Source organism: Streptomyces sp. UNOC14_S4 (assembly GCF_020740835.1).
In the GTDB taxonomy this organism is placed as follows: Bacteria; Actinomycetota; Actinomycetes; order Streptomycetales; family Streptomycetaceae; genus Streptomyces.
Genome location: NZ_JAINFC010000061.1, coordinates 1 through 23,025 on the forward strand (window position 1 = coordinate 1; position 23,025 = coordinate 23,025).

The following is a 23,025-nucleotide window of genomic DNA, read 5'->3' on the forward strand; positions in this document are numbered from 1 at the left end:
GTTCCCGTCACCCCCCTCCCCCTCCCGCAGGGCCCGGACGATCCTGGCCTTGTGCTCGGGCGCGCACCGCGCGAAGACGGTGGTGCGCTCGGCGAGCCGGGCGAGCCCGGGCCCGTCGAGCCCGTCGAGCCGGTCCGCGGTGACGACCTCGCCGGGGTCCAGGCCCAGCTCGCGGCAGGCGCGGGCGGCGGTCCCCGGGTGGTCGCCGGTGAGCACCTTCACGGTGACGCCCCGGTGCGCGAGCACGGCGAGGGCCTCCGCGGCGGAGTCCGTGAGGGCGTCGCGCAGCCCGACGAAGCCGAGGAAGGTGAGGCCGTGCTCGTCGTCCGGGGTGTACGGGGTGTGTGTGCCGCCGCGCGCGGGCCGTTCCGCGACGGCGACCGCGAGCACCCGCAGCCCGTCGGCGGCGAGCGCGTCGGCGCGCCGCAGCAGCCGTTCGCGCCCGTCCTGCCCGTCCTGCCCGTCCTTGTCGAGGGGCACCGCGCCGTCCAGCGGAACGGCGCCCTGCCCCTCGTACGCGCAGCGCTGCAGGACGTCCTCGGGGGCGCCCTTGACCACCAGGGTGTGCACCGCCGAGGGGGCGGGGCCCGCGGTGAGCGTACGGACGTTGCCGGGCGTGCCGAGCCGTCCGGGCTCGTAGCGGGCGGGACCGCGGACGACGGCGGTGGCGATGCGGCGGCCGGGGCCGCAGGGCAGGGCGGCCACGCCCTCGACGCTGTCGGCGCCGAGGACCCCGCCGCCGCGCGCCTCGTCCGCGTCGAGGACCGCCTCGTCCAGCGCGTCGGGCGCGGGCAGTTCCGCGAGTTCGAGCGTCCACAGGGCGTTGACGGCCGCCCAGTACAGGACCTCGGGCGCGTCGCGTCCGGCGCCGTCGACGGCGAGGTCGACGACCGGCGCGTCCTGGGTGAGCGTGCCGGTCTTGTCCACGCACAGCACGTCGGCCGCGCCGAGGTCGTGCAGCGCGGGCAGCCGCCGGACGATCACCTCGCCGCCGCGGGCGAGGAGGGCCGCGCCGCGCGCGAGCGCGGTCGTGACGACGACCGGCAGCATCTCGGGCGTCAGCCCGACCGCCACCGCGACGGCGAACGGCAGGGTCTCCATCCCGCGCCCGCGCAGCAGCGCGCTCGCGAACAGCACGAGCGGCGCGGTCAGCAGCATGAAGCGGACGAGCGTCCAGGCGATCCCGTTCACCGACCGGTGGAACGGGCTGGCCTTGGTGCGCCGCCGGCCGAACGGGGCGTACTCGCGCCCCGGCAGGGCGCCCGCCAGCAGGGTGTCCGCGCCGGTCGCGGTGATCACGCCCAGGGCCGTGCCGGAGACGACGCTGCTGCCCTGGTAGCAGAAGCAGGCGTGGACGGCGGCGGGCCCGGCGTCGGGGCCGACCTGGGTGCACTTGGTCACCGGCGTGGACTCGCCCGTCAGGGCGGCCTCGTGGACGGTCAGGCCCGTGGCGCGCAGCAGGCGCAGGTCGGCGGGGACGAGATCGCCGGGGGCGAGCAGGACGAGGTCGCCCGGCACGAGCTGGTCGACCGGCAGTTCACGGGTGACCGGCTCCGCGTCGGGCGCGGGCCGCCGCCGGACGGTGGCCGTGGTGGCCACCAGGTCGCGCAGGGCGGCGGCGGAGCGGTCGGCGCGGTGCTCGCCCGTGGCCCGCAGCACACAGCTGACCGTGACCAGGACCGCGATCACGCAGGCCGTGCCCCAGGAAGACATCACCGCCGAGACCAGTCCGAGGCCGAACAGCACGGCGGTGAAGGGGTCGCGCAGGCTGCGCGCGAACCGGCGCGGCCAGGAGGCGGGGCGGCGGCGGGGCAGGGTGTTGTCCCCGCGCAGGGCGAGCCGCTCGTCGGCGTCCGCCTCCACGAGGCCGCGCGGGCCGCTGTCGAGGCTGCGCAGCAGTTCGAGGGTGGTGGTGCCGCCGGTCGCCGTGCCGCCGGTTGCCATGCCGTCGCGCACGTCGCCCTCGCGCACGTCCCGTCCCGTCGCCGTGCCCTCGCGCAGGCCCTGCCCCGTCACCACGCCCTCGCGCGGTACGCCCTTCCCGGCCGCGGTGCCCGCGTACGCGCCGTTCCCGGCCGCACCGCGCGCGGCTGAGTTCTCAGGCGCCCAGACCACGGAGGCGTCCGGAGCCGACGCGCGACGCGGACGCCACGCCGGGCAGCCCTTCCGCGCCGGTCCTGCGGTCGACGAGCTGGCCGACCATCAGCCGGACGATCGTGACGACGTGGGGGTCGTCGACCAGATACACCACGCGGCGCCCCTCGCGCCGCGACCGGACCAGGCCGGCGAGCTTGAGCTTCGCCAGGTGCTGGCTGATCGCGGGCAGCGCGCCGCCGACCCGCTCGGCGAGCCCGCTGACGTCGCTCTCGCCCTGCGACAGGGCCCACACCAGGTGCAGGCGCGCCGACGAGGCGAGCAGCCCGAACGCGGCCGCGGCCTCCGTCAGCACCTCGGGCGAGGGGTCGTCGAAGTCGAAGCCCTCGCCGAAGCTCCCTTCGAGGCCTTCGGCGCTTCCGACTCCTGCGGCCACTGTCGCTCTCCCGTCCCTGTCGGGCTTTCCGGCGCCCGGCAGGACCAGTTTAGGCGGGGCCGCACCGGCGAACGGGAGCGCGTGCGCCGCGGAGCGCCCACGCCTCGGCCGCCGGGGCTCCGCGCCCCTGGTCATACACCCTTGCGATTCCGCTTTCTTCGCCCTGCGCGAAAAGGACAGGCATGCCTTGCGAGTCCCGGGGTAGGCGGGCCGTCACCGGCAAGGGCCTGTCGGCATGGGCTCGGGGGACTCAAGGGGAGGAGACGACGTGACGCAGACGGCAACCACGGATACGGCGGAGCGTTCGACGGCCGCGCTCGTGCAGCGGTCCGAGACACGGTCCGAGACATCGGTCGGGGGGCTGCCGTTCATCGAGGACGCCACGTCGGTGGCCCCGCGGGACGCGCGGGAGCTGTCCCGCCTCTTCTTCGACCGGCTCGCGGAACTGGAGGAGGGCACCCGTGCCTACCAGTACGCGCGGAACACGCTGATCGAGATGAACCTCTCGCTGGTGCGCTTCGCGGCCGGCCGCTTCCGCAGCCGCGGCGACCAGATGGACGACATCGTCCAGGTGGGCACGATCGGCCTGATCAAGGCCATCGACCGCTTCGACCTCTCCCGCGAGGTGGAGTTCACGACCTTCGCCATCCCCTACATCGTCGGCGAGATCAAGCGGCACTTCCGCGACACGAGCTGGGCCGTGCACGTGCCGCGGCGCCTCCAGGAGCTGCGCGTCGAGATCGCCAAGGCCACCGGCGAGCTCGCCCAGGAGCTCGACCACACCCCGACCGCCGCCGAGCTGGCCGAGCACCTCGGCATCAGCCGCGAGGAGGTCGTCGAGGGCATCGTCGCGAGCAACGGCTACACGGCCGGTTCCCTCGACCTCCCCACGGAGGACGGCGACGAGTCCTCGGGCACGACGTACGCCGACCGGCTGGGCGGGGTCGACCCCGCGCTGGAGGGCGTCGAGAACCTGCACGCCCTCAAACCGCTGGTAGCGGAGCTCGACATCCGCGAACGGCAGATCCTGCGGATGCGGTTCGGGGGCGAGATGACCCAGTCGGAGATCGGGGCGGAGCTGGGCATCTCGCAGATGCACGTGTCGCGGCTGCTGTCCCGCATCCTGGCGCGCCTGCGGGCGGGCCTGCTGACGACGCGCTGACGACGCCGACGGCGCTGACGGTCAGCGCGTGGCAAGGGGCTGCCCGACGCGCAGATTCCACCGCCCGGACCGTCCGGTGAGGGTGGTCAGCGTCAGCGGGAGCACGTCGAGCCGCCAGAACACCGCCGTCGGCAGGCCGAGCGCGTGCACGGCGGCGGCCCGGACCACGGCGGGTTCGACGACGGCGAGAACTCGTCCGGCGGCCTGTTTGTCGAGCCATGCGCCGACCCGTTCGACGAGCGCCGCCACCGACTCGCCCCCGTGCGGCGCGGCGGCGGGGTCCGACAGCCAGGCGGCCACGGCGCCGGGGTCCGCCGCGGTCACGTCGTCCAGCGTCCGGCCCGTCCACCGCCCGACGTCGAGGTCGGCCAGGTCCGTCGTCGGGGACGCTTCCAGGCCGAGGGCGTCGGCCGTCTCGCGGCAGCGCGCGGCGGGGGCGCACAGATACCGGTCGGCGCCGGGCAGGGCGCCTGCCGCGGCGCGGGCCTGCCGCAGCCCGGCGGCGTCCAAGGAGGAGGCGCCGTCGTCGAAGCGGGGGTTCCGCAGGGCGGGGTTCGTCGCCGGGGACACGAGCATCACGCGTACGGTCATACGGTCCTGGTCCTCTCCCGGGCCGGTGGTCGGTGGTCGGTGGATCGGGTACAGCAGACCACGACGCCCACGAGCCAGGGGCGCGCGGGGGTATGACGTACGCCGTAGGCAAACCGGCCAGGCCGCGGTACGGTCGCGTGGACATGACGACGGGGGACGGAAGCCGGTGGAATTCCGGCACGGTCGCGCCACTGTGTAACCGGCCCTCATCCGCGAACGCGCGGTGAGCGCAGGGGAGTCAGACCCGCACCTCGTCGTCGAGAACCCGAGGACCGGGACGCGTTTTTCCCCAGGAGGTTTCGCCATGGCGCAGTCCGCTGCCCCCGCATCCGTCTCTTCGGCCGCCGCACCCGCGGTCGCCCCCATATCGCTGAAGGCCATCGCCCCATGGGCGGTCTTCTTCGGCGTCCTCATGCTGGTCCTGCTGTACTTCGTCGGCGCGGAGCAGGGCGCCACCTCGCTGCTGTCGGGCGAGGACGTGCACGAGTGGGTGCACGACGGGCGTCACCTGCTCGGTTTCCCCTGCCACTGACACCGGCGGGGGAACATCTCGTGAATCCCGTCTCCGTGCGGGCGTTGCTCGCGCGCGGCATGCTCGCCGGGCTGGCCGCCGGGATCCTCGCGCTGGTGGTGGCGTATCTCGTGGGCGAACCCCACGTGGACGCGGCCATCGCCTTCGAGGAGTCCCACAGCCACGACCACGGCGAAGAACTCGTCAGCCGGAGCCTCCAGTCCACCGCGGGGCTCGCCACCGGCGTCCTCGTCTACGGCCTCGCGCTCGGCGGCATCGCCGCCCTGGCGTTCTGCGTGGCGCTGGGCCGCGTCGGCCGCTTCGGCCCGCGGGCCACGGCGGCCCTGGTGTCCGTAGGCGCCTTGGTCTCGGTCTACGTGGTGCCGTTCCTGAAGTACCCGGCCAACCCGCCGTCCGTCGGCGATCCCGACACCATCGGCAAACGGACCACGCTCTACTTCCTGATGATCGCGCTCAGCGTGCTGCTGAGCGTCGCCGCGGTCATCCTGGGCAGGAAGCTGGCCCCCCGGCTGGGCAACTGGTACGCGGCGGTGGCGGCTTCGGCGGCCCTCGTCGTCGCCGTCGCCCTGGCGTACGTCTTCCTGCCCGCGGTCAACGAGGTCCCGGCGGACTTCCCCGCCACCGTCCTGTGGCGCTTCCGCCTCGCGGCCCTCGCCATCCAGTGCACCCTCTGGACCGGCTTCGGCCTCGTCTTCGGCCACCTGGCCGAACGGCTCCTCGTGCCGGGGGCGGCACGGCGGGCGGTGGCGGCAGGCTGATCCGGCAACCGACCCCACGGGCCCGTCGGCCGCTGTGCCGACGGGCCCGTGGCATGTCCGAGGGGTGGTGTGCACGGGGCGCGCACGGGGCGCGTCGCGCCCCGAAAGCACGGCTTCCGTTGGCCCGCCCTCTGTCACCACGGTTACGTTGACTGCGACTGCACGCGCGAGCGTCCGCCTCTCTTGCAGGACTTATAGGAGGAGTGCCTCCATGCCCGTCCGCACCCGGCTCGTTCTGACCGCCCTCGCCGCTGCGTCCGGCCTCGTCCTGGCCGGATGCGGCACCCAGGACGAAGACAAGGGGACGGGGGCGGCCACCGGGCACATATCGCAGGGCGACGACCAACGGCCGGAGCGCAACGGGAACGGCAGCGCCCCGGTGCCCACGACGGAGAAGGACTGGAAGCCGGTCGCCGACGGCCTGGGCCGCTCGGGGACGCTGATGGACAAGACGGTCTACCGGGTACCGCTGGCCCGCAAGGACCTGAAGGTCACCAGCCATGACGTGGAGATCAAGCCGGGCCTGGCGCTGAGCGGTTACGCGGCGTTCGCCAAGTACGGCGACGGCACGCTGCTGATGGGCGACCTGGTGGTCACCGAGGACGAGCTGCCGAAGGTCACCGACGCGCTGCAGAAGGCGGGCATCGAACAGACGGCGGTGCACAAACACCTGCTGGAGCAGTCCCCGGCCGTCTGGTGGACCCACATCCACGGCATGGGCGACCCGGCCACCCTCGCCAAGGGCGTCAAGACCGCACTCGACGTCACCGGCATCCCGGCCCCCTCCCCCGCACCGTCCAGCCAACCGCCCGTAGACCTGGACACGGCCGCCATCGACGCGGCGCTGGGCCGCAAGGGCACGGAAGACGGCGGGATCTACAAGTTCACGGCGGGACGCAAGGACACCGTCACCGACGGTCGCCACATCCTGCCCACCGGACTGGGCGTCTCCACCGGCATCAACTTCCAGCCCCTGGGTGACAAGAAGGCCGCGATCAACGGCGACTTCGTGATGACTGCCGACGAGATCCAGAACGTCATCCGCGCCCTGCGCAAGGGCGACATCGACATCGTCGAACTCCACCACCACACCCTGAAGGAGCAACCGCGCCTGTTCTACATGCACTTCTGGTCCACCGGCGACGGAGCCACCCTGGCCAAGTCCCTGCGGCCGGCACTCGAAGCCGCCCACCCGGCGGCGCCGACGCCCTGACGCCGGGCGGCCACGTGGGTCATGGGAAGCGGCTCGGGTGGGCCTGCTCGTCGTGGGCGAACCACCGGAGGCGGGCGGTGATCTCCCGGAGATAGTCGCGCGCCGCCCAGGCCGCGTGCCGCTCGGCGCGCAGCCGTACGCATTCCCGGCACTGGTCGGTGACCCGCCGGGCCCGGAGGACAGAGGCAGCGAGATCACCTCACCGCCGCCCGTCACCCGACGTTCCCCGACAGGGACCTACGGCGGTTGACCTCGGCCAGCTTGGCGCGCAACTCTTCACGGAGCTCGGCGGGACGGTAATCACTGGTCCAGCCAGGACTTACCACCGCCGAGGGGGCGCAGGGTCACCCCGGTGCCGTCAACTGCCGTGGCTTGGGCGTCGGGTTCGCCCCCTCGGGCATAGGACGGCCTCGATGCCCACCATCACGTTCCGGATCTGATCGATAAGCTGACAACAGCAGGACGGCCGAGCCGGCTTCGCATCGGTAGGTGGCCGAGGAAGAAGAACCACCAAGGGGGTGAACAACTCGTGCTCTCATCCGCCGCTTTGCCCGAATCTCAAGAAGTAAGTAAAAATCGAGCTCAGCTCCAATGAATATCCTGGTCAGAGCCTGCGGTCCCCGCGCACGCGGGGGTGGTCCCGCGTCCCGTTTCACGGGGTGACGAGTACCAGCGCGGTCCCCGCGCACGCGGGAGTGGTCCTTACGTGGACACCAGCACCCGTCCACGCGACACGTGGTCCCCGCACGCGGGGGTGGTCCCGTTGCATGGACGCTCGATCCGGCCCCTGTCCCATGATCCCCACGGACTGCGGGCCCGTCGGCACACCAGCCGACGGGCCCGCGGCGCGACTTCCGTCACGTCAGTCGCTCAGTGGCTGATGTCGGTGCCTCCAGCGGAGTGCGGACTCGTCCCCGATCCAGCGGGAGCGCGTCGGTGTCGTGATCTGCTGACCGCCGATCCAGTAAGCGTGTCCTTCCCGGGTGACCTGCATCCGCACCGAGGTGATGTCAGGCTCACCCATCTCCTGCCAGGCCCCCAGAGACCTCTCGATGATGTCCCAGAGGGCGACCGGCCCCCCTTGCCGGACGGTCCATTCCCCCTCGTCGAAGGTGAGCGCGGCGAATGCTTCCCGGCTGGTGTCGAAGAGGTACACCGTCTCCCGGCCGTCACCGACAGCGCGGACGAGCTGGGCGCCCGGAGCGGCGAGTTGGGTCAGAAAAGCGGGCATCCAGTCGTCGAGCAGGTCAGGAGAGATGCTGGTCTTGCGCTCGGTGTCCGCGTAGGCCGCGCGTGCGGACAGGTCTCCGGAGAAGGGAACGGCCACCTCCGCTCGGGCGGGCATGAACGAGGTCCGGCCGATGATCCGGCCCTCGGCGGTGCCGTCTTCCTGGACGGTGAGTTTCGCCAGGCCGGTGCCGTAGGACCAGGAGCTGGGGCCCACGGTGGCGAGGATGATCCCGCCGGGCCTGGTCTGACGGACCCACGTGTACGGGATGCGGCGTACGGCGCACGTGGCGACGGTCCGGTCGTACGGGGCGTTGCGGGGGTGCCCCAGGAGTCCGTCCCCGGTCACGGTCCAGGTGGAGTATCCGGCGGCCTCCAAGGCCGCGTCCGCCCGCTCGGACACAGCCGGGTCCACTTCCACACTGGTGACGTTGTCCTCTCCCAGCCGGTGGCACATCAGGCCGGTGGAGTAGCCCGTTCCGGTGCCGATCTCCAGGACGTTCATGCCGTCGTCCACGTCCAGGGATTCGAGCATCCCCACGACGGTGGAGGGCATGGTGGAGGACGAGGTGGGGAAGCCGGTGACCGGCCCGTCGGCGGTGTCCGGGGTCACGTGGCCGTCGAGCTGGGTCACCCAGGTCTCATTACGGTGGACGAGGGTCAGCCACTCACTCTCCCCGGTGTTCCGGCTGACGGGCGTGTAGTACGTGAGGCCGTCCGGGCCCGTCCCGTGCGTGAAGAACGTCGGAAGGAACAGTTCCCTGGGGACGGCTTCGACGGCCTTCCGCCATGCGGGGTCCTTCAGAACGCCGCCCTCCTCCAGGCGCTCGGCCAGAGCGTGGCGGAGGCGTACGGGATCGAGAGATGTCATGGCGTGGCTCCCAACTCCAGGAGATCGGCGAAAGCGGCGGCGATCGGCAATCCGGTCGCGTCTTCGAGCCAACCCCACTGGGCCACACAGGCGACGGACCTCGCGGACGCTGGGAAGCGGACCTCGACACTCAGTCCTGGGCGGTCACGGCTGCCGGCGTGTACAGCTCCGCCGGCCCGATCGACTCCCAGTACCTCTGACCCTGCCGGTGCGGGGCAACGTCGCCCCGCACCCTTTCGCTCAGCGCCATCGCACTGCAACACTTCGGCCCATGCGGCACGCTGGCGGCCCATACCCCGACCCCGACTCCGCGTTACGAGCCTTGGTCGCACACCCGCCGTTCCCTGTCTACGGTCTGCTTGCGCCCGTCATAGTTCCCTCGGTTCTCGCCGAAGCCCACCAGGTCGGCGGACGCTGGACGTCGACAACCCTGGCGTACGGCCCATGGGACAGTGCTGCAGGCTCGTTCATGGCTGTCACCACGTTCGCGCCGGAGAGCCGTTCGGCCCGGGCCGAGCCCCCTGCGGCTTTGATTGCGGCCGTCGAGCTGGAGGAGGAACGGCGCGCCGCTGTCGAAGATGTACAGCATCCGGTGACTTCCGGCCCCTTTCGTTTTTCAGAGATACGCGTCTGTTGCGACTCCACGTTGGCAACCGCAGTCCTGGGACGACGCGGTGTGCTGTGGGGGCTCGTGCTCGACCTCGACGACCAACGTCTCGTCGCGGTCGGAAGCGGAATCGAGCCCGAATCCGTGGGGATGGGACAGGTCAAAGATCTTCGTGTGTTCCTGCAGGGCCGTAGAGCGTTGCAGGAACACACGACGGAAAGGGTGAGGCAGGCTACTGCCTTACATCCGAGACCCGTTGCCCACGGCGACGCGCTCCGGGCACTGGCCATGAGGTACGGCACCGGCGGGCTCGACTCGGAGCCGCGCAGCGACCTCTGGGCGGCCGCCGTCGACGAGCTCGGGGCCCGAGGTACATCTGCCGAAGAGGCACGTCAGCTGGCGACATCGGTGGTGAACCATGTCGCCCACCTCCTCCACCACGTGCCGTGGTTCTCGGCGGACGCCGCCCCGCGCGAAGCAGCGATCGATGAAACCGTGCACTTCGCCACCCGCCATGTGGACGTGCCGAGTCAGGCGGCCCAACGGGCCTGGGACCAGTACTGGCACGCCCACCAGAACCGGTCCGGCACCTCCCCTCAGGCTCGACGAGCGGAGCTGGACCATCTCGTGGATGTCTTGCTGCCGCGCTGGATCAGGGCCTGGAACACCTGGTACGAGCGGCGCTGATCGCCCCCCTGGGCGGGCTGCCCGACTTTCCGCTGTTACGGAAAGCGTCTCGGGTGGGCCTGCTCATCGTGGGCGAACCACCGGAGGCGGGCGGCGATCTCCCGGAGATAGTCGCGCGCCGCCCAGGCCGCATGCCGCTCGGCACGCAACCGTACGCATTCCCGGCACCGATCAGCGACGCCACCGACGACGACACCACCGGGCCCAGAGGACAGAGGCAATGAGATCACCTCACCACCGCCCGTCACCCGGCACTCCCCGACAGGAACCTACGGCGATTGACCTCCGCCAGCTTGGCCCGCAACTCGTCGCGCAGATCGGCGGGACGGTAAGTGCTAGTGCGCCAGTGCTTCCCGCCGCCGAGCGGCCGCAGGGCCACCTCGGTGCCGTCGATTGCCATGACCTGGCCGACCGGTTCACCCTTCGATGCCGTGTCGACGACCAGATCGCCCGTCGAGGGCACCCACTTGACGGTGTCAGTTGTTCTCGGTGTCGCGTTCATGGTCAAGACGCTATGGTCGCGGACCACGACAGCCCACCTGCGGAGCGCAGTAGTTGGTGACGATCACCGCCGAAACTGCTACGCCTCGTAGTAGCTAGCCGACGATGCTCAGGTGTGCCGCCAGGTCGCGCATGTCCTGGGTGAGGGTGCGCTTGCGGGTCTTCAGCAGGTCCTGCATGACGTAGCGGGCCATGGGCTGATGCTTGATCCACTCGCCGGAAGTGCGGCGCACGGACATGAGGACGTCCATGGCGTCCTGGTGCTGCTTGAGCGTCACGTGTGCCTTGGCCACGTCCAACCGGTGGCGGTCCCAGTTCACCGCGGTGGGCTTGCCGAGGTTACGAAGCGCTTTGCTTTCCAGCAGGCCGTCGTCGGCCCGGCGCAGGACGGCCCACGCGTCGCCCATCAGCGACAGGTCCTCAATGGCCTTCAGCTCGGCCGTGACCGGTCCGAAACCGCCCCAGTGCGCCGGGAAGTCCGCGTCCTCCCGGTCCATCGCGGAGGCGGCCACTCCGGCCAGCCTGCGAGCCTCGCGGGCCACGTCGGGCCGGTTGTTCCGGATCGTCGCGGACGCGACCTTGAGCCACAGTTCGCCCCACACCGCGAGATGCGCCGTACTGGCATCGGACATACGCGGTTCGACCTCGGCGGCCGTGCGTGCCGCCAGCTGCTCGCTCTCGTCGAAGCGGTCCTGCCGCAGCAGCAGCCAGCACATGCCCAGTACGCCCGTCGCGGCCGTCAAGGTCTGCCCGGTCTCACGGGCGAGACGGATCGCCTCGGCCAGGGCGAAGTACGCCATGTCGTACTGCCGGACCTGCGTCAGGTACTTGCCGGCCAGCAGCAGTGCATGGCAGCGGGCGATCATGGCGTCCCGCCTCTCCTCGCCCTCCAGCGCTTCCACTGCCGCCTCAGCGGAACGCAGCAGCCCCGGAAGCCGCTTGGCCACCGAGTCGTACCGATCGGCACGGTAGAGCGCGTGAGCGTCCGCCGTGGCCCTGCGGAGCGCTGACAACTTCTCGGCCTGCCCGGCATCGGTGAGCGTCGCCGTGAGCCCCACCGGGGGCATCAACGCCTTGCGCAGCTCCACCAGGTAGCGCCGGTTCGCCTCGTCACCGATGACCGGCCTCGGTGCCTCCGTGGCGAACAGTGCCGAAGTGGGGACATCCAGCGCCCGGGCAATGGCGTACAGGGTCTCCATGCGGACATCCCCGCCCTGCTCCACCTTGCGCACCGTGGCCAGCGATAGCTCGGCCGCCTCGGCCAGCCCCTCCTGGCTCAGGCCCGCCGTGCGCCGGTAGTTCTTGACGTTCTCCGCCAGTCCCGAAGCCATGAGGTCCGCCCTTCGCTCACAGCCAGCGTAAGGCCGCCGCGAGTTGGACGGCGATCGCAATCGGTGTTGGTTGTTGGTTGTTGGTTCATGCTGCGTGGCGCTGTCCTCACAGGTCAGCGCCACGCAGCATGGTTCGTTGCCCAACGGGCGACGGTCTATGCCGTACCGTCCGCTCACGCATGACGTCCCCCCAGCCTTGCCTTCAAACATCGGGGAAGCGAGGGCGCATTGTCGTTGCAACGCGCTGGGCGAGCGCTCCCTGCGCCGGGCGTACGCCGGTGCGGAGGAACATATACATGTGCTTCCCTGACCGCGGGGAAGCCCCGGTGGCCTATGGGAGTCGAGCGTGGATGTGCGTGTGCAGCTTGCCGACGGAGACAGTACGGACACGGCAGCACTCTGGCACTGGCTGAGCGCCGAGCGTGAACTGCGCGGACGCGTAAGCCAAGTTCCCTCACCCATCAGGGAAACGGACCTCGGCAGTGTCACGGACCTGCTCACTGTCGCAGTGGGCACCGGTGGGGCCGGTACGGTTCTGGCAGGCTCTCTGATCACCTGGATCCGGAGTCGGAGGACCGCAGCGAAGATCACCATCGAAGCGAGTGGAAAGCGCGTCACGCTTGACATCGCCACCGCTCAGGACATCTATCCCCTCCTGCAACAACTCCTTGAACACGGTATCGATGAGCCCTGACCAGAATCACCAGAACCTCCGCTCTCTTGCGATCCTGATCGGTGTCTCGCGATATGCGGACCGGGAAGGCTTTCCGCCGGTCAACGCGGCGGACAATAGCGTGAACGGCATGAAGGAGATCCTGGAAAGTCCGCTGCTCTGCGGATGGCGTGGGGGCATCGAATTGATCCGCAACCCCGCGTCACCGACAGACTTGTCACTGAAGATCGCAGAACTCGCTGAGCGGACCACCGGGGTTCTGCTGATCTATTACGCAGGCCATGGCAGGCTTTCAGACCAAGGCCAGCTCTGCCTGACCGTAAGCACTACACGAGCAACCCAACCAGCCATCACTGGAGTTCCCTGGGAACATGTCGCCAGCGCGCTCCGCACCAGCCCGGCCCGGGTACGCATCGCGATCCTCGACTGTTGCTTCGCAGGCCAAGCCATTGAGGCACTTGCTGGCGAAGCCGAGGCCACGGTGGCTGACGTCACCCACGTCGAGGGTGTTTACACCCTCACCGCGACCACCCGCAATCGCACGGCACACGTCCCGCCACCTTGGCAACAAACAACAGCCTGCACCTCTTTCACTGCCGAACTCATCCATTTGGTCCGTACCGGCTTGCCCAATGACTCAGCGGTGATCACTCTCGGTGACATCTACCCCGTCTTGCGAAATCGCCTCGCCGCACGGGGGCTGCCGCTCCCTAATCAGCGAGGCACCGATCTCGCCGACCGCTTCGTCTTGGCCCACAACGCCTGGCGCCAGCAGCCTGGCGCCCTCGGAGGCGCCGGAGAACCCATTACGGGTCACACCCACACCGTCAGGGAATGCACTACACCCGCCATGCCGACCTGGATGCCTTATGGCACGCCAGCGGGCAAAACACCATCCTCCGGCCGAGGGCTGCGCGTGCTGCTGATGGCTGCCACCACGCTTGTCTGGCTCTGGGGCATTCTCTATCTCTTTTTTCTGATCGGCACGTACGCCGTGGGTACGGACCCGAATGCAAGTACCGGATCTCTGGTCGGCGCGAACGTAGTCATGGGAGGGATTGAGGCACTACTGGTGTGGGGAATGGTGAAACTCCGCCGGATGTGGGTACGCCGTGTTATCTCTCCGGGGCCGACCCGTGACAACCTGACCGCCCCGCCAACTGCCTATCACTCATGAACCGAGGCCAGTTGCAGCGCAATCGTCGGCTCGAGACGCAGCAGTGGCCTTGGGCCCGGCCGTCGGCTGACCTCGGGCGTAGAGGGCCGCGCAGGCGGCAAAGCTGCTGCCTCACTCCCGGGGCTCGTTGCCCATGGACGACGCGTTTCGGGTAATGGCCATGGAGTACGGATCCGGCGGACTCGGCTCGGAGCCGCGCAACGACCTCTGGGCCGCCGCCCTCGACGAGCTCGGGGCCCGGGGTATGTCTACGGAAGAAGCACGCCAGCTGGCGACATCGGTGGTGAACCGTGTCGCCCACATCCTCCACCATGTGCCGTGCTTCTCGGCGGACGCCGCCTCGCGCGAAGCGGCGATTGATGAGACCGTGCACTTCGCCACCCACCGTGTGGACGTGCCGAGTCAGGCGGCTCAAAGAGCCTGGGGCCAGTACTGGCACGCCCACCAGAACCGGTCCGGCACCTCCCCCCAGGCTCGAAGAGCGGAGCTGGACCACCTCGTGGATGTCTTGCTGCCGTGCTGGATCAGGGCCTGGAACACCTGGTACGAGCGGCGCTGATCATCCCCGGGCGGGCCAGTCCGACTTTCCGTTACGACGAGAAGCGTCTCGGATGGGCCTGCTCGTCGTGAGCGAACCACCTGAGGCGAGCAGCGATCTCCCGTAGGTAGTCACGTGCCGCCCATGCGGCGTGCCGCTCGGCACGCAGCCGTACGCATTCCGGGCACCGGTCGGCAACCCCACCGACGACGACACCGCCCGGCCCGGACGCCAGCGGCAGTGAGATCACCTCACCACCGCCCGTCACCCGGCACTCCCCGGCAGAAACCTACGGCGATTGACCTCCGCCAGCTTGGCCCGCAACTCCTCGCGCAACTCGGCGGGACGGTAGTCGGCGGTACGCCAGGGCTTCCCACCGCCGAGCGGCCGCAGGATCACCTCGGCGCCGTCAACTCCGGCCACACAACCGACAGGTTCACCCTTGACCGCCGTATCGACTACGAGATCGCCCTCCTCCGGTACCCACTTGGCGCTGTCGGTTCTTCCGAGCAGGCGCTCCGCGTGACTCATGGGAATTTCCCGCCTTTCCTGGTCGTCGGCCGACCGTAGAACGGCGAGGAATCGATCAGGGGGTCAGAGTGTCCCCCTAACCCACGAGCACCCCCACCTCGTCCGCGAGTTGCAGGACGTCGGTCTTCAGCGGACCGCGCGCGTCCTTCGCGAGATCGCCCACCAAGCCGCGCGCCGAAGGCGTGTAGCGAACCGTCTCCGGCGAGGCGTCGACGGCCCGGCGCAGCCAGTGCGTTGAGCCCGCGTAGTCCTTGCGCTGGCGCTGGGCGCGGGCCAGTTCCACGAGTACGCGCGAGCGGCGTTCCACGCTCGGCATGGCGCCCAGGTCGATGGTCTCGGCGCGGCTCATCGCCGAGCCCGGCGTGTGGAGGTCCACACCGATGCTCACCGCGTGGAAGTCCGTGTTCGCGCGGCCGAAGACCGTCCACGCGTGGACGTAGCCGTCGGGGAGGCGGTCCGCCGTCCGGTCCGCCTCGTCCCAGTGCCGCCACGCGTCCCCCTCATGGCCTTCGCGGGCACACGTGATCGCGGCGTGCAGGTGCAGCGCGCCGTACATGCCCCGGAGGTCGTCCGTGCCGCCTTCGAGCCGGGGGCGGATCGTCTCGGCCGCCTCTTCCACGGTGCGGATGGCCTCCTCCGCGTAGCCGGTCTCCCGGAGCCCGTTGCCCCAGGCCCACGCGGCCCCCGCGAGGCTCAGGGGATCGTCCGCGTCCTGGGCGGCGAGCCTGCCGCGGTCGGCGATGATCCAGTACAGCTCGGGCTCCACGGAGTACGCCGTGACCTGCTGGGCCAGGTGGTACACATCGGCGAGCACGGCGTACGCGCGCCGCCGCTCCGGGCCTTCGAGCCGTCGCGGAAGTGCCTGCGCGTCCCGGACGATCCCCGGCAGCAGGGCCGCCACTTCGGAGCGCTGGAAGCGGGAGGTGTGCCACAGCCGCCAGGCTTCCGTCACCCGGCCCCGGAGCGCCTCGACGCTCGGCGGCGCGTCCTCCGGGGCCGTGGGTGCGAACAGCGGGCCGCGTACGGCATCACGCAAGCCGTGCGCGCCGGGGAGCATCAACCGGTTGCCGGTGGTGACCGGCCGCGGCGTCGGATCACCGGTGATGACCGACAGGTCCGAGAGCCTGAGCGCGGTCGCCAGGCGCACGAGCTGCCCGTGGTCACGAAGTTGACGCTTGCCCTTCTCGATGTTCTTCAGCCAGTCGGGCCCGCGCCCGCACAGACCGGCCAGCACGACACGGGTCATACCGCTTCGCTCTCGGAGCCGTTGGACGCGTTCGCCCGGCGGCATGTCGTCGGGGAAATCGGCGGGGAAGGGGGGACGGTCCGTCATTCGGTGCTCCCTGGCGCGAAGTCAAGCCCTTGCGGTCAGCGTACGACCGGGAAGCGCGAGCAGGAGCCGTTCCGACGGCTGGGAACGCGACGCCTAGGACGCCGTACAGGCGATCGACACCGCAACCACCAGCACCCCCGCCGAGATCAGCGACAGCTGCGTACGTTCGGCCAGGCCGAGCCATAGATTGACCTGGCGGGTGCTGAACGCGATCACCGCCGTCCCCACCCACACACCGACGGCGAACAGGGCGATGTTCAGGCGCGGCCCGACGCGGGCGAGCAGCGGCCACGGCGAGCCGTCACGCGCGGCGGCCGTGAGGGCGAGAAGCGCCGTCATCGCGCTGACGACCGCCACCGCGCTGGTCACCGCGTGCACCGTGTCGACAGCCGGCAGGCGGCCCGCCGCGTCCAGTGCCGTGCACGCGGGGTCGCCCGCCAGCGCGCACGTGAGCGGGCAGCGGGATTCGAGGGCCGTGTCCGCGCCGAAGACGGCGAGCGCGGCGAAGCCGGTCACGGACCACCGGCGGCGTTCGACGCACAGCAGGGCCAGTACGCCCGCCAGGAGCGCGCAGAGGCCGGAGGCCAGGTCCGTGGCCTGGAAGAAGGCGCGGTACGGCTGCCGACCCGCCGCGAGCTCGCTGACGTACGTCCGGACCGGGTCCTCACCGGTGTCCAGGAGGGCCTCGGCGAGCCAGGCCGCGTACAGGGCCGCGCTCAGCGCGAGGAGCAGGGCGACGGCGAGCCGCCCGTACCGCCTCCCGGAAGGAACCGGGCCCGGGTCGGGGGCACGGGGCCGGGCGGCGGCTGCGGCCTTCATGATCGGCTCCACGTACAGGATCACGGCAGGAACACGACAGAGTCACGCCGGATGCGTGCGTGTTACTGCTGTTCTCGGCCGCCGCCCGGCCGATGCCTGCTCGCCGCCATTGCCACCCGAACAGCCGCCATGCCCGTCACGGACAGCGACGGCACGGCTGTCACGGACAGCGGATGACCTGGCCCGCGTACGAGAGGTTGCCGCCGAAGCCGAACAACAGGATCGGTTCGCCGGAGGCGACCTCGCCCCGGGCCACGAGTTTCGACAGGGCCAGCGGAATGCTCGCCGCCGAGGTGTTGCCGGACTCGGTCACGTCCTTGGCGACGACCGCGTTGACGGCCCCCAGCTTCCGGGCCACGGGCTCGATGATGCGCAGGTTCGCCTGGTGCAGCACCACGCCCGCCAGGTCCTCCGGCCGTACGCCCGCCCGCGCGCACACCTCGCGGGTGATGGGCGGGAGCTGCGTGGTGGCCCAGCGGTAGACGGACTGGCCCTCCTGGGCGAAGCGCGAGGGCGTGCCCTCGATCCGTACGGCGTGGCCCATGTCCGGCACCGAGCCCCAGACGACCGGGCCGATCTCGGGCTCGGCGGAGGCCGTGACGACCGCGGCGCCCGCGCCGTCGCCGACCAGGACGCACGTGGTGCGGTCGGTCCAGTCCGTCACGTCGGTGAACTTCTCCACCCCGATGACCAGGGCGTTCGTCGCGGCCTTGGCCCGGATGGCGTGGTCGGCGCTGGCGAGGGCGTGGGTGAAGCCCGCGCAGACCACGTTGAGGTCCATGACGGCGGGCGAGGGCAGCCCCAGCTCGGCGGCGACGCGCGCGGCCGTGTTGGGGCTGCGGTCGACCGCGGTGCAGGTGGCGACGAGCACGAGGTCGACGTCGGCCGGTTCGAGGCCGCTGTTCGCGAGCGCCTTGGCGGCCGCCCGGGCCGCCATGTGCGCCACGGTCTCGTCCGGACCGGCGACCCGGCGCTCACGGATGCCCACGCGCGAGCGGATCCACTCGTCGCTGGTGTCGACCATGGTGGCCAGCTCGTCGTTGGTGAGCACGGTGGACGGCTGGTAGTGGCCGAGGGCGAGGACGCGGGACCCGGTCATCGGCGGCTCCTCCTGCGAGGACGGTGGGGCGGTGCCGTACGGTGCCGTACGGGTCTGCCAGTCTCACCTCCCGGACGACCGTTCAGAGGTGCTTGATCCACCAATGTTCGGGCCTGATAACTGGCGCAACCCGCTGGACCGGCCCGCCCTACCGGACGGTAATCGCCCCTGATCAGCGCAGCGACAGCGCCGTACGGATCGTCGTGAACAGCTGGGTCTGGTCCGTGACCCCGAGCACACGCTCCGCCTGCGGGCCCTGTGCCGCGATACGCACCTGGGTACCAGTGTGCTCCTGCGACTTGCCGGGCGTGTTGGTGGAGTAGTTGACCTTGAGCTGCCGGCCCTCGTTCGTGACGAGCGTCGACGACAGGCCGGGCGGCGTGGCCTCCAGCGGCACGATCTGGCTGCTGTGGCCGTGGTCGGCCGTGGTCACGACCAGGGTGTCGGGGTGCGTGGCGGCGTAGTCCCGCGCGGCCTTCACCGCGCGGTCGAAGGACGCGGTCTCGCCGATCTGGCCGCACGGGTCGGCGGCGTGGTCGCGCTTGTCGATCGACGCGCCCTCGACCTGGAGGAAGAAGCCGTTCTTCCGGTCGGCCTTGTCTGCTTTCTTCGAGCCGCCCTTCTGCTTGGCCTCCAGGAGCTGGATGGCCTTGCGGGTCTGCGCCTCCAGGCTCGGCGTACCGGCCGTCCGCTCGGGGTTGCTCGTCACGCAGCGCTGCGGGTCGGTGCCGCCGACGGCCGCGGCCTTGCCCGTCCACTCGACGGGGACGTTGCCCGGGGCGAACAGGCCCAGGACCGGCTTGTCGCCCTTGACGCCGCTCAGGCTCCTGTCGTCGGTCACCACCTGGTAGCCGAGCTTCTTCGCCTGGTCGGTGACCGTCATGCCCCGGTACGGGCCCTCGGTGATCTTCTGGTCGAAGCGGGCCTTGCCGCCGCCCAGGAGCACGTCGACCTTGTGGTTCACGCTCTGCTCGGCGATCGAGCCGGGGCCGCCCTTGGCGATCGTGTCGTTCGGGCACGCCTTCATGTCGGCCGGGCCCTGGCAGCTGCGGTCGGTGGCGTGCGAGGCGAGCACGGCCGGGGTGGCGTCGGTGAGCTCGGCGGTGGTGACGCTGCCGGTGGCCAGGCCGTTCTTCTGGGCCAGCTCCAGGATCGTGGTCATCGGCTTGTCGGTGCCGGGCGTCTTCGATATCCGGCCGTTGACCGTCTTGTGCCCGGTGGCCCAGCCGGTGCCGCTGGCCGCCGAGTCGGTGACGTAGTCCGGCTTGCCGTTCCTGTCCACGGAGTACGTGGTGTAGGCGCCGGTCAGCGGGAAAGTGTCCATGTTCAGGCGGCCCGCCGCGCCCACGGTGTAGTCGCGGGCGAGGGTGATCTCGGAGTCGCCCATGCCGTCACCGATGAGCAGGATGACGTTCTTGGCCTTCTTGGGGCCGTGGCCCGCGGCGAGCGCGGAGGTGGCTGTCTCGTTCGGGGACCCGCCGTCCGACTGCGACGCCGACGCCGAGGCCGCGGCCGGTACCGCGATCCCGGCGACGAGCAGTGCGGCGGCGCCCCAGGCGAGACGACGTCCGTACGGGCGAGAACCCATGGTGTTTCCTCCCTCGGTGACCCGGCGGGGTGCCGCGGCCGAGGGAAGCTCAACAGGGTCCGGCGTACCGGAGAAGAAGGCAGGGTGACCCCGGGGTTACCGGGGGCTGTCGGCGGGGCTCGCGTGGGTGCCGTTGGCGCTGGGCGTCACGGTGGTGGGGGTCACGACGGTGGGCGGAGTGACGGGAGCGGCCTCGGTGGTCGCGCCCCCCTCGTCCTTCATGGCCTTGGCCTCGCTCTTGAGGATGCGCATGGACTTGCCGAGCGCGCGGGCGGTGTCGGGCAGCTTCTTGGACCCGAACAGTACGACCACGACGAGCACGACGACGAGGATGTGCCAGGGCTCCAGGGCATTACGCAGCATTGACGGATCCACCTCTCTCTTCCGCGTTGGGCTTCCGCGTTGGCTTCCGCGTGGACTTCCACATCGGTTTCCACCGGTCTTCTGTCGGCCTTCTGTACGACGGCCTGCTTCACCATACTTGCTAGATTGCGCAACTGGACAACCCAAGAGTGTGCTCGTCCGTCTATCCGGTCAGGACGGGGCGGACCGGGGGATGAGGATCGAGGCTCGAATATGACTGGCAGCCGAAGCGGACGGGGCGGGCGCGCGAACGGCAAGGCGCGGACCTTCTCCCTGGTCGCGGTGGCGTTCGTGGTGCTGCTGGCCGCGGGGGCCGGCTGGTTCTATTTCCGGCTGAACGGCAACATCAGCACCTTCGACGCGGACGGCCTCTCCGAGAACCGCCCCGGCGCCGGTGCCGCCGGGCAGAACGTGCTGGTCATCGGCTCGGACTCGCGTGCGGGCGACAACAGCAGGCTGGGCGGGGGCGACGGCGACGTGGGCCGTTCGGACACCGCTTTCCTGCTGCACGTGTACGGCGACCGCAAACACGCCATCGGCGTCTCCATCCCGCGGGACAGCCTCGTGGACATCCCGCCGTGCAGACTTCCCGACGGCTCGTGGACCCGGGAGCAGACCCGGGCGATGTTCAACTCCGCCTTTTCCGTCGGGGAGTCGCCCAAGGGGAACCCCGCCTGCACGCAGAACACCGTCGAGCGGCTGACCGGGCTGCGTGTCGACCACACGGTCGTCGTCGACTTCGAGGGATTCTCCCGGATGACCTCCGCCGTGGGCGGCGTCCAGGTGTGCGTACCGAAGGACGTCTACCAGGGGGACCTCAATCCGAACCTCGGCTTCCGCGGCGATCTGCTGTTCCCCAAGGGACAGCAGAACGTCTCCGGTCAGAAGGCCCTGGACTACGTCCGGGTACGCCACGGCATAGGCGACGGCTCCGACATAGGCCGCATACAGCGTCAGCAGGCGTTCGTCTCCGGCCTGATCAAGAAGGTGCGGTCGCAGGGCTTCAACCCCACCACCCTGCTGCCGCTCGCGGACGCGGCCACGAAGTCGATGACCGTCGACCCGGGCCTGGGCTCGCCGGACAAGCTGCTGTCCTTCGCGATGTCGCTCAAGGGCATCGACCTGCACAACATCAAGTTCGTCACCGTGCCATGGCGCTACAACGGCAACCGGGTCGACATCGTCCACCCCGAGGCCGACGCGCTGTGGGCGTCGATCAAGGCCGACCGCACGATCGACGGCAAGGACGCGGGCAAGGGGTCGGGCAAGGGCGGGGGCAAGCGCTCGGGCTCCGGCGACAAGAACGACGGCGTGGCCCAGGCCGACGCGCCCTCCGGCAAGGGCGTGAGTGTGTCCGTCGCCAACGGCACCGCGGTCGACGGGCTCGCCTCCCGCGCCACGGCGATGCTCAAGGAGCACGGCTACGCCGCCACCGATGCGGGAGAGGCCGCCGGAGACACCGGGGCCGCCGCGCAGGACCGTTCCACCACCGTGATCGAGTTCGGCTCCGGGGAGGCGGACCACGCGCGGGCGCTGGCGGCGCTCTTCCCCGGCTCGTATGTGCGGGGCAGTGCCACACCGGGCATCTCGGTCGTTCTCGGTCACGACTACGCCGACGGGCCGGAGTCCGCCACGCCGTCCCCGTCGTCCTCCGGTGCCGCGGGGGGCGGCCTGCCGCCGGACCTGGCGAAGGAGGCCCGGTCGGCGGACGACGACCCCTGCGCCAACCTCTCGTACGGCTGAGCCGCCGGGGTGGGGGCAGGAGCGAGGGGGAGGAACCCGGTGCCTGATTATTCCGTTTTGGTGGTAAGCGCAGAGTGAGTCCCGAGTGAGTCATGCAAGCCCTGTAGGCCGTGTGAGCCCGAAGAGTCCCGTGAGCCCCGTGAGCCCCGCAAGCCCGAAGAGTTCCCTCACCAGTCCGTCCCCGAGGAGCGACACCATGCCCGCCATCCCCCGGGCGCTGCCCCGGCCGCTGCTGGCCCTCATCGCCCTGTTCGTGCTGGCGGGCGCTGCGCTGTACGCACCGCCCGCCCACGCCGACAGCGGCGCCACCGGCCTGGACGCCGCGGCCGACACGCTCAAGAAGGGCCCGGTGTACGTCGACCCCCGGGCCGCGGACCAGCTGCCGAAGGCCGACGCCGACGCGCTGGCGAAGAAGATCCAGGACGCGGGCAAGCCGGTCTTCGTGGCCGTACTGCCCGCCGCCTCCGAGTACCCGCAGGCGACGGTCATCCAGGACCTGCGCACCAAGGTCGGGATCGCGGGCGTCTACGTCGTCCACCTCGGCGACAAGATGAACGCCGCCGCCGACCGGAGCGTGATGTCCCGGAACTCCGTCCGCAACCTCCTCGGCTCCGTCGAGCGCTCCGGCGGTGACGCCAAGACGCAGCTGACCGCCTTCGTCGACCAGGCCGACAAGCAGGCCAAGGGCCGCGAGCCGGGCTCCTGGGGCGGCTCGGGCGGGGGCGTCGGGGCCACCGGGCTGATCACCGGCGGCGCCGTGATCGTCGCCGGTGGCGCCGGGGCGTACGCGCTCTACCGCCGCAACCGCAAGAAGCGGGAGGAGCGCGAGCGCGCCGAGCTGGAGGCCCTGAAGGTCGTCGTCGACGAGGACATCACCGCGTTCGGCGAGGAGCTGGACCGGCTCGACTTCTCCCCCTCCGAGCCCGGCGCGGACGACGCCATGCGCAAGGACTACGAGGAGGCCCTCGACGCGTACGAGGAGGCCAAGTCGAAGATGGCCGCCGCGGCGAAGCCGCAGGACGTCACGGCCGTGACCGAGACCCTCGATGCGGGCCGCTTCGCCCTCGCCACGCTGGCCGCCCGCCGTACGAAGTCGCCGCTGCCGGAGCGCCGTATGCCGTGCTTCTTCGACCCCCGGCACGGCCCGTCCG

General features: G+C 70.7%; 22 protein-coding genes. 10 read left to right on the plus strand and 12 right to left on the minus strand.

The window, feature by feature from the left end; genetic code table 11:
* Together K6I34_RS08265 and K6I34_RS08270 are read right to left on the minus strand one after the other, a co-directional pair.
* The coding region (locus tag K6I34_RS08265; protein WP_229323763.1) for a cation-transporting P-type ATPase at positions 1 to 1,944 on the minus strand (1,944 nt) is incomplete at its 3' end.
* A gap of 154 nt (positions 1,945 to 2,098) precedes the next feature.
* On the minus strand, positions 2,099 to 2,530 hold the full coding sequence (locus K6I34_RS08270) for an ArsR/SmtB family transcription factor (RefSeq protein WP_374230853.1): 432 nt from the start codon (positions 2,528 to 2,530) through the stop codon (positions 2,099 to 2,101).
* A 235-nt stretch (positions 2,531 to 2,765) separates the two neighbouring features.
* On the opposite strand from K6I34_RS08270, the gene K6I34_RS08275 reads away from it, so the two are divergent.
* The gene (locus K6I34_RS08275; RefSeq protein ID WP_238488454.1) at positions 2,766 to 3,692 is read left to right on the plus strand and encodes an RNA polymerase sigma factor SigF; all 927 of its coding nucleotides are present in this window, start codon (positions 2,766 to 2,768) and stop codon (positions 3,690 to 3,692) included.
* Between the two features lie 21 nt (positions 3,693 to 3,713).
* On the opposite strand, the gene K6I34_RS08280 is transcribed toward K6I34_RS08275, so the two are convergent.
* The gene (locus tag K6I34_RS08280; RefSeq protein ID WP_229323733.1) at positions 3,714 to 4,283 is read right to left on the minus strand and encodes a histidine phosphatase family protein; all 570 of its coding nucleotides are present in this window, start codon (positions 4,281 to 4,283) and stop codon (positions 3,714 to 3,716) included.
* Positions 4,284 to 4,587: 304 nt separating this feature from the next.
* Between K6I34_RS08280 and K6I34_RS08285 the strand changes: the two genes are divergently transcribed.
* The 3 genes from K6I34_RS08285 (at position 4,588) to K6I34_RS08295 (ending at position 6,786) form a co-directional block, all read left to right on the plus strand.
* Positions 4,588 to 4,815 carry a CbtB-domain containing protein gene (locus K6I34_RS08285; protein ID WP_229323735.1) on the plus strand — a complete coding sequence of 76 codons (228 nt, stop codon included), beginning with the start codon at positions 4,588 to 4,590 and terminating at the stop codon, positions 4,813 to 4,815.
* Positions 4,816 to 4,835: 20 nt separating this feature from the next.
* On the plus strand, positions 4,836 to 5,573 hold the full coding sequence (locus K6I34_RS08290) for a CbtA family protein (protein ID WP_229323737.1): 738 nt from the start codon (positions 4,836 to 4,838) through the stop codon (positions 5,571 to 5,573).
* A gap of 211 nt (positions 5,574 to 5,784) precedes the next feature.
* Positions 5,785 to 6,786, plus strand: coding sequence for a DUF1259 domain-containing protein (locus K6I34_RS08295; RefSeq protein ID WP_229323739.1), 1,002 nt, complete (start codon positions 5,785 to 5,787; stop codon positions 6,784 to 6,786).
* A gap of 862 nt (positions 6,787 to 7,648) precedes the next feature.
* Here the strand turns inward: K6I34_RS08295 and tgmC are convergent.
* On the minus strand, positions 7,649 to 8,884 hold the full coding sequence (tgmC, locus tag K6I34_RS08300; protein WP_229323741.1) for an ATP-grasp peptide maturase system methyltransferase: 1,236 nt from the start codon (positions 8,882 to 8,884) through the stop codon (positions 7,649 to 7,651).
* 469 nt (positions 8,885 to 9,353) lie between these two features.
* On the opposite strand from tgmC, the gene K6I34_RS08305 reads away from it, so the two are divergent.
* The gene (locus K6I34_RS08305) at positions 9,354 to 10,178 is read left to right on the plus strand and encodes a hypothetical protein (protein WP_229323743.1); all 825 of its coding nucleotides are present in this window, start codon (positions 9,354 to 9,356) and stop codon (positions 10,176 to 10,178) included.
* A 244-nt stretch (positions 10,179 to 10,422) separates the two neighbouring features.
* Here the strand turns inward: K6I34_RS08305 and K6I34_RS08310 are convergent, their stop codons facing one another.
* Positions 10,423 to 10,680 (minus strand): hypothetical protein, encoded by a 258-nt coding sequence (locus tag K6I34_RS08310; protein WP_229323746.1) that lies wholly within the window; start codon positions 10,678 to 10,680, stop codon positions 10,423 to 10,425.
* Between the two features lie 94 nt (positions 10,681 to 10,774).
* A complete protein-coding gene (locus K6I34_RS08315) occupies positions 10,775 to 12,010 on the minus strand; it encodes a helix-turn-helix transcriptional regulator (RefSeq protein WP_229323748.1) in 1,236 nt (411 codons plus the stop codon).
* Between the two features lie 346 nt (positions 12,011 to 12,356).
* Between K6I34_RS08315 and K6I34_RS08320 the strand changes: the two genes are divergently transcribed.
* The 3 genes from K6I34_RS08320 (at position 12,357) to K6I34_RS08330 (ending at position 14,419) form a co-directional block, all read left to right on the plus strand.
* Positions 12,357 to 12,704, plus strand: a complete 348-nt coding sequence (locus K6I34_RS08320; RefSeq protein WP_229323750.1) for a hypothetical protein — start codon at positions 12,357 to 12,359, stop codon at positions 12,702 to 12,704.
* A complete protein-coding gene (locus tag K6I34_RS08325) occupies positions 12,694 to 13,860 on the plus strand; it encodes a caspase family protein (RefSeq protein WP_229323752.1) in 1,167 nt (388 codons plus the stop codon). The genes K6I34_RS08320 and K6I34_RS08325 overlap by 11 nt, the downstream gene beginning before the upstream one ends.
* Positions 13,861 to 14,020: 160 nt before the next feature.
* Positions 14,021 to 14,419, plus strand: coding sequence for a hypothetical protein (locus K6I34_RS08330; protein WP_229323753.1), 399 nt, complete (start codon positions 14,021 to 14,023; stop codon positions 14,417 to 14,419).
* A 243-nt stretch (positions 14,420 to 14,662) separates the two neighbouring features.
* Here K6I34_RS08330 and K6I34_RS08335 read toward each other — a convergent pair whose 3' ends face one another.
* From K6I34_RS08335 to tatA, 6 genes are all read right to left on the minus strand, one after another.
* Positions 14,663 to 14,929: a hypothetical protein gene (locus K6I34_RS08335; RefSeq protein ID WP_229323754.1), complete on the minus strand. Its 267-nt coding sequence runs from the start codon at positions 14,927 to 14,929 to the stop codon at positions 14,663 to 14,665.
* A gap of 76 nt (positions 14,930 to 15,005) precedes the next feature.
* Positions 15,006 to 16,262, minus strand: a complete 1,257-nt coding sequence (locus K6I34_RS08340) for a helix-turn-helix domain-containing protein (RefSeq protein ID WP_229323755.1) — start codon at positions 16,260 to 16,262, stop codon at positions 15,006 to 15,008.
* Between the two features lie 93 nt (positions 16,263 to 16,355).
* On the minus strand, positions 16,356 to 17,081 hold the full coding sequence (locus K6I34_RS08345; protein ID WP_229323756.1) for a DUF998 domain-containing protein: 726 nt from the start codon (positions 17,079 to 17,081) through the stop codon (positions 16,356 to 16,358).
* Positions 17,082 to 17,241: 160 nt separating this feature from the next.
* Positions 17,242 to 18,180: a beta-ketoacyl-ACP synthase III gene (locus K6I34_RS08350; protein ID WP_229323757.1), complete on the minus strand. Its 939-nt coding sequence runs from the start codon at positions 18,178 to 18,180 to the stop codon at positions 17,242 to 17,244.
* A 172-nt stretch (positions 18,181 to 18,352) separates the two neighbouring features.
* A complete protein-coding gene (locus tag K6I34_RS08355) occupies positions 18,353 to 19,768 on the minus strand; it encodes an alkaline phosphatase (RefSeq protein ID WP_229323758.1) in 1,416 nt (471 codons plus the stop codon).
* Between the two features lie 96 nt (positions 19,769 to 19,864).
* Positions 19,865 to 20,131: a Sec-independent protein translocase subunit TatA gene (tatA, locus tag K6I34_RS08360; RefSeq protein ID WP_229323759.1), complete on the minus strand. Its 267-nt coding sequence runs from the start codon at positions 20,129 to 20,131 to the stop codon at positions 19,865 to 19,867.
* Between the two features lie 213 nt (positions 20,132 to 20,344).
* Here tatA and K6I34_RS08365 point away from each other — a divergent pair, with 213 nt between their 5' ends.
* Together K6I34_RS08365 and K6I34_RS08370 are read left to right on the plus strand one after the other, a co-directional pair.
* Positions 20,345 to 21,874 (plus strand): LCP family protein, encoded by a 1,530-nt coding sequence (locus K6I34_RS08365; RefSeq protein WP_229323760.1) that lies wholly within the window; start codon positions 20,345 to 20,347, stop codon positions 21,872 to 21,874.
* Between the two features lie 196 nt (positions 21,875 to 22,070).
* Positions 22,071 to 23,025: hypothetical protein (locus K6I34_RS08370; RefSeq protein ID WP_229323761.1), on the plus strand; the 955-nt coding region annotated here is incomplete at its 3' end.

What these genes read in the sequence shown, in the direction of transcription:
- K6I34_RS08295 (WP_229323739.1), top strand. Translation starts at nt 5,785, where the DNA reads ATGCCCGTCCGCACCCGGCTCGTTCTGACCGCCCTCGCCGCTGCGTCC.
- tatA (WP_229323759.1), bottom strand. Translation starts at nt 20,131, where the DNA reads ATGCTGCGTAATGCCCTGGAGCCCTGGCACATCCTCGTCGTCGTGCTC.
- K6I34_RS08350 (WP_229323757.1), bottom strand. Translation starts at nt 18,180, where the DNA reads ATGACCGGGTCCCGCGTCCTCGCCCTCGGCCACTACCAGCCGTCCACC.
- K6I34_RS08365 (WP_229323760.1), top strand. Translation starts at nt 20,345, where the DNA reads ATGACTGGCAGCCGAAGCGGACGGGGCGGGCGCGCGAACGGCAAGGCG.
- K6I34_RS08285 (WP_229323735.1), top strand. Translation starts at nt 4,588, where the DNA reads ATGGCGCAGTCCGCTGCCCCCGCATCCGTCTCTTCGGCCGCCGCACCC.
- K6I34_RS08340 (WP_229323755.1), bottom strand. Translation starts at nt 16,262, where the DNA reads ATGACGGACCGTCCCCCCTTCCCCGCCGATTTCCCCGACGACATGCCG.
- K6I34_RS08305 (WP_229323743.1), top strand. Translation starts at nt 9,354, where the DNA reads ATGGCTGTCACCACGTTCGCGCCGGAGAGCCGTTCGGCCCGGGCCGAG.
- K6I34_RS08335 (WP_229323754.1), bottom strand. Translation starts at nt 14,929, where the DNA reads ATGAGTCACGCGGAGCGCCTGCTCGGAAGAACCGACAGCGCCAAGTGG.
- K6I34_RS08325 (WP_229323752.1), top strand. Translation starts at nt 12,694, where the DNA reads ATGAGCCCTGACCAGAATCACCAGAACCTCCGCTCTCTTGCGATCCTG.
- K6I34_RS08330 (WP_229323753.1), top strand. Translation starts at nt 14,021, where the DNA reads ATGGAGTACGGATCCGGCGGACTCGGCTCGGAGCCGCGCAACGACCTC.
- K6I34_RS08275 (WP_238488454.1), top strand. Translation starts at nt 2,766, where the DNA reads ATGGGCTCGGGGGACTCAAGGGGAGGAGACGACGTGACGCAGACGGCA.
- K6I34_RS08315 (WP_229323748.1), bottom strand. Translation starts at nt 12,010, where the DNA reads ATGGCTTCGGGACTGGCGGAGAACGTCAAGAACTACCGGCGCACGGCG.
- K6I34_RS08345 (WP_229323756.1), bottom strand. Translation starts at nt 17,081, where the DNA reads ATGAAGGCCGCAGCCGCCGCCCGGCCCCGTGCCCCCGACCCGGGCCCG.
- K6I34_RS08355 (WP_229323758.1), bottom strand. Translation starts at nt 19,768, where the DNA reads ATGGGTTCTCGCCCGTACGGACGTCGTCTCGCCTGGGGCGCCGCCGCA.
- K6I34_RS08280 (WP_229323733.1), bottom strand. Translation starts at nt 4,283, where the DNA reads ATGACCGTACGCGTGATGCTCGTGTCCCCGGCGACGAACCCCGCCCTG.
- K6I34_RS08310 (WP_229323746.1), bottom strand. Translation starts at nt 10,680, where the DNA reads ATGAACGCGACACCGAGAACAACTGACACCGTCAAGTGGGTGCCCTCG.
- tgmC (WP_229323741.1), bottom strand. Translation starts at nt 8,884, where the DNA reads ATGACATCTCTCGATCCCGTACGCCTCCGCCACGCTCTGGCCGAGCGC.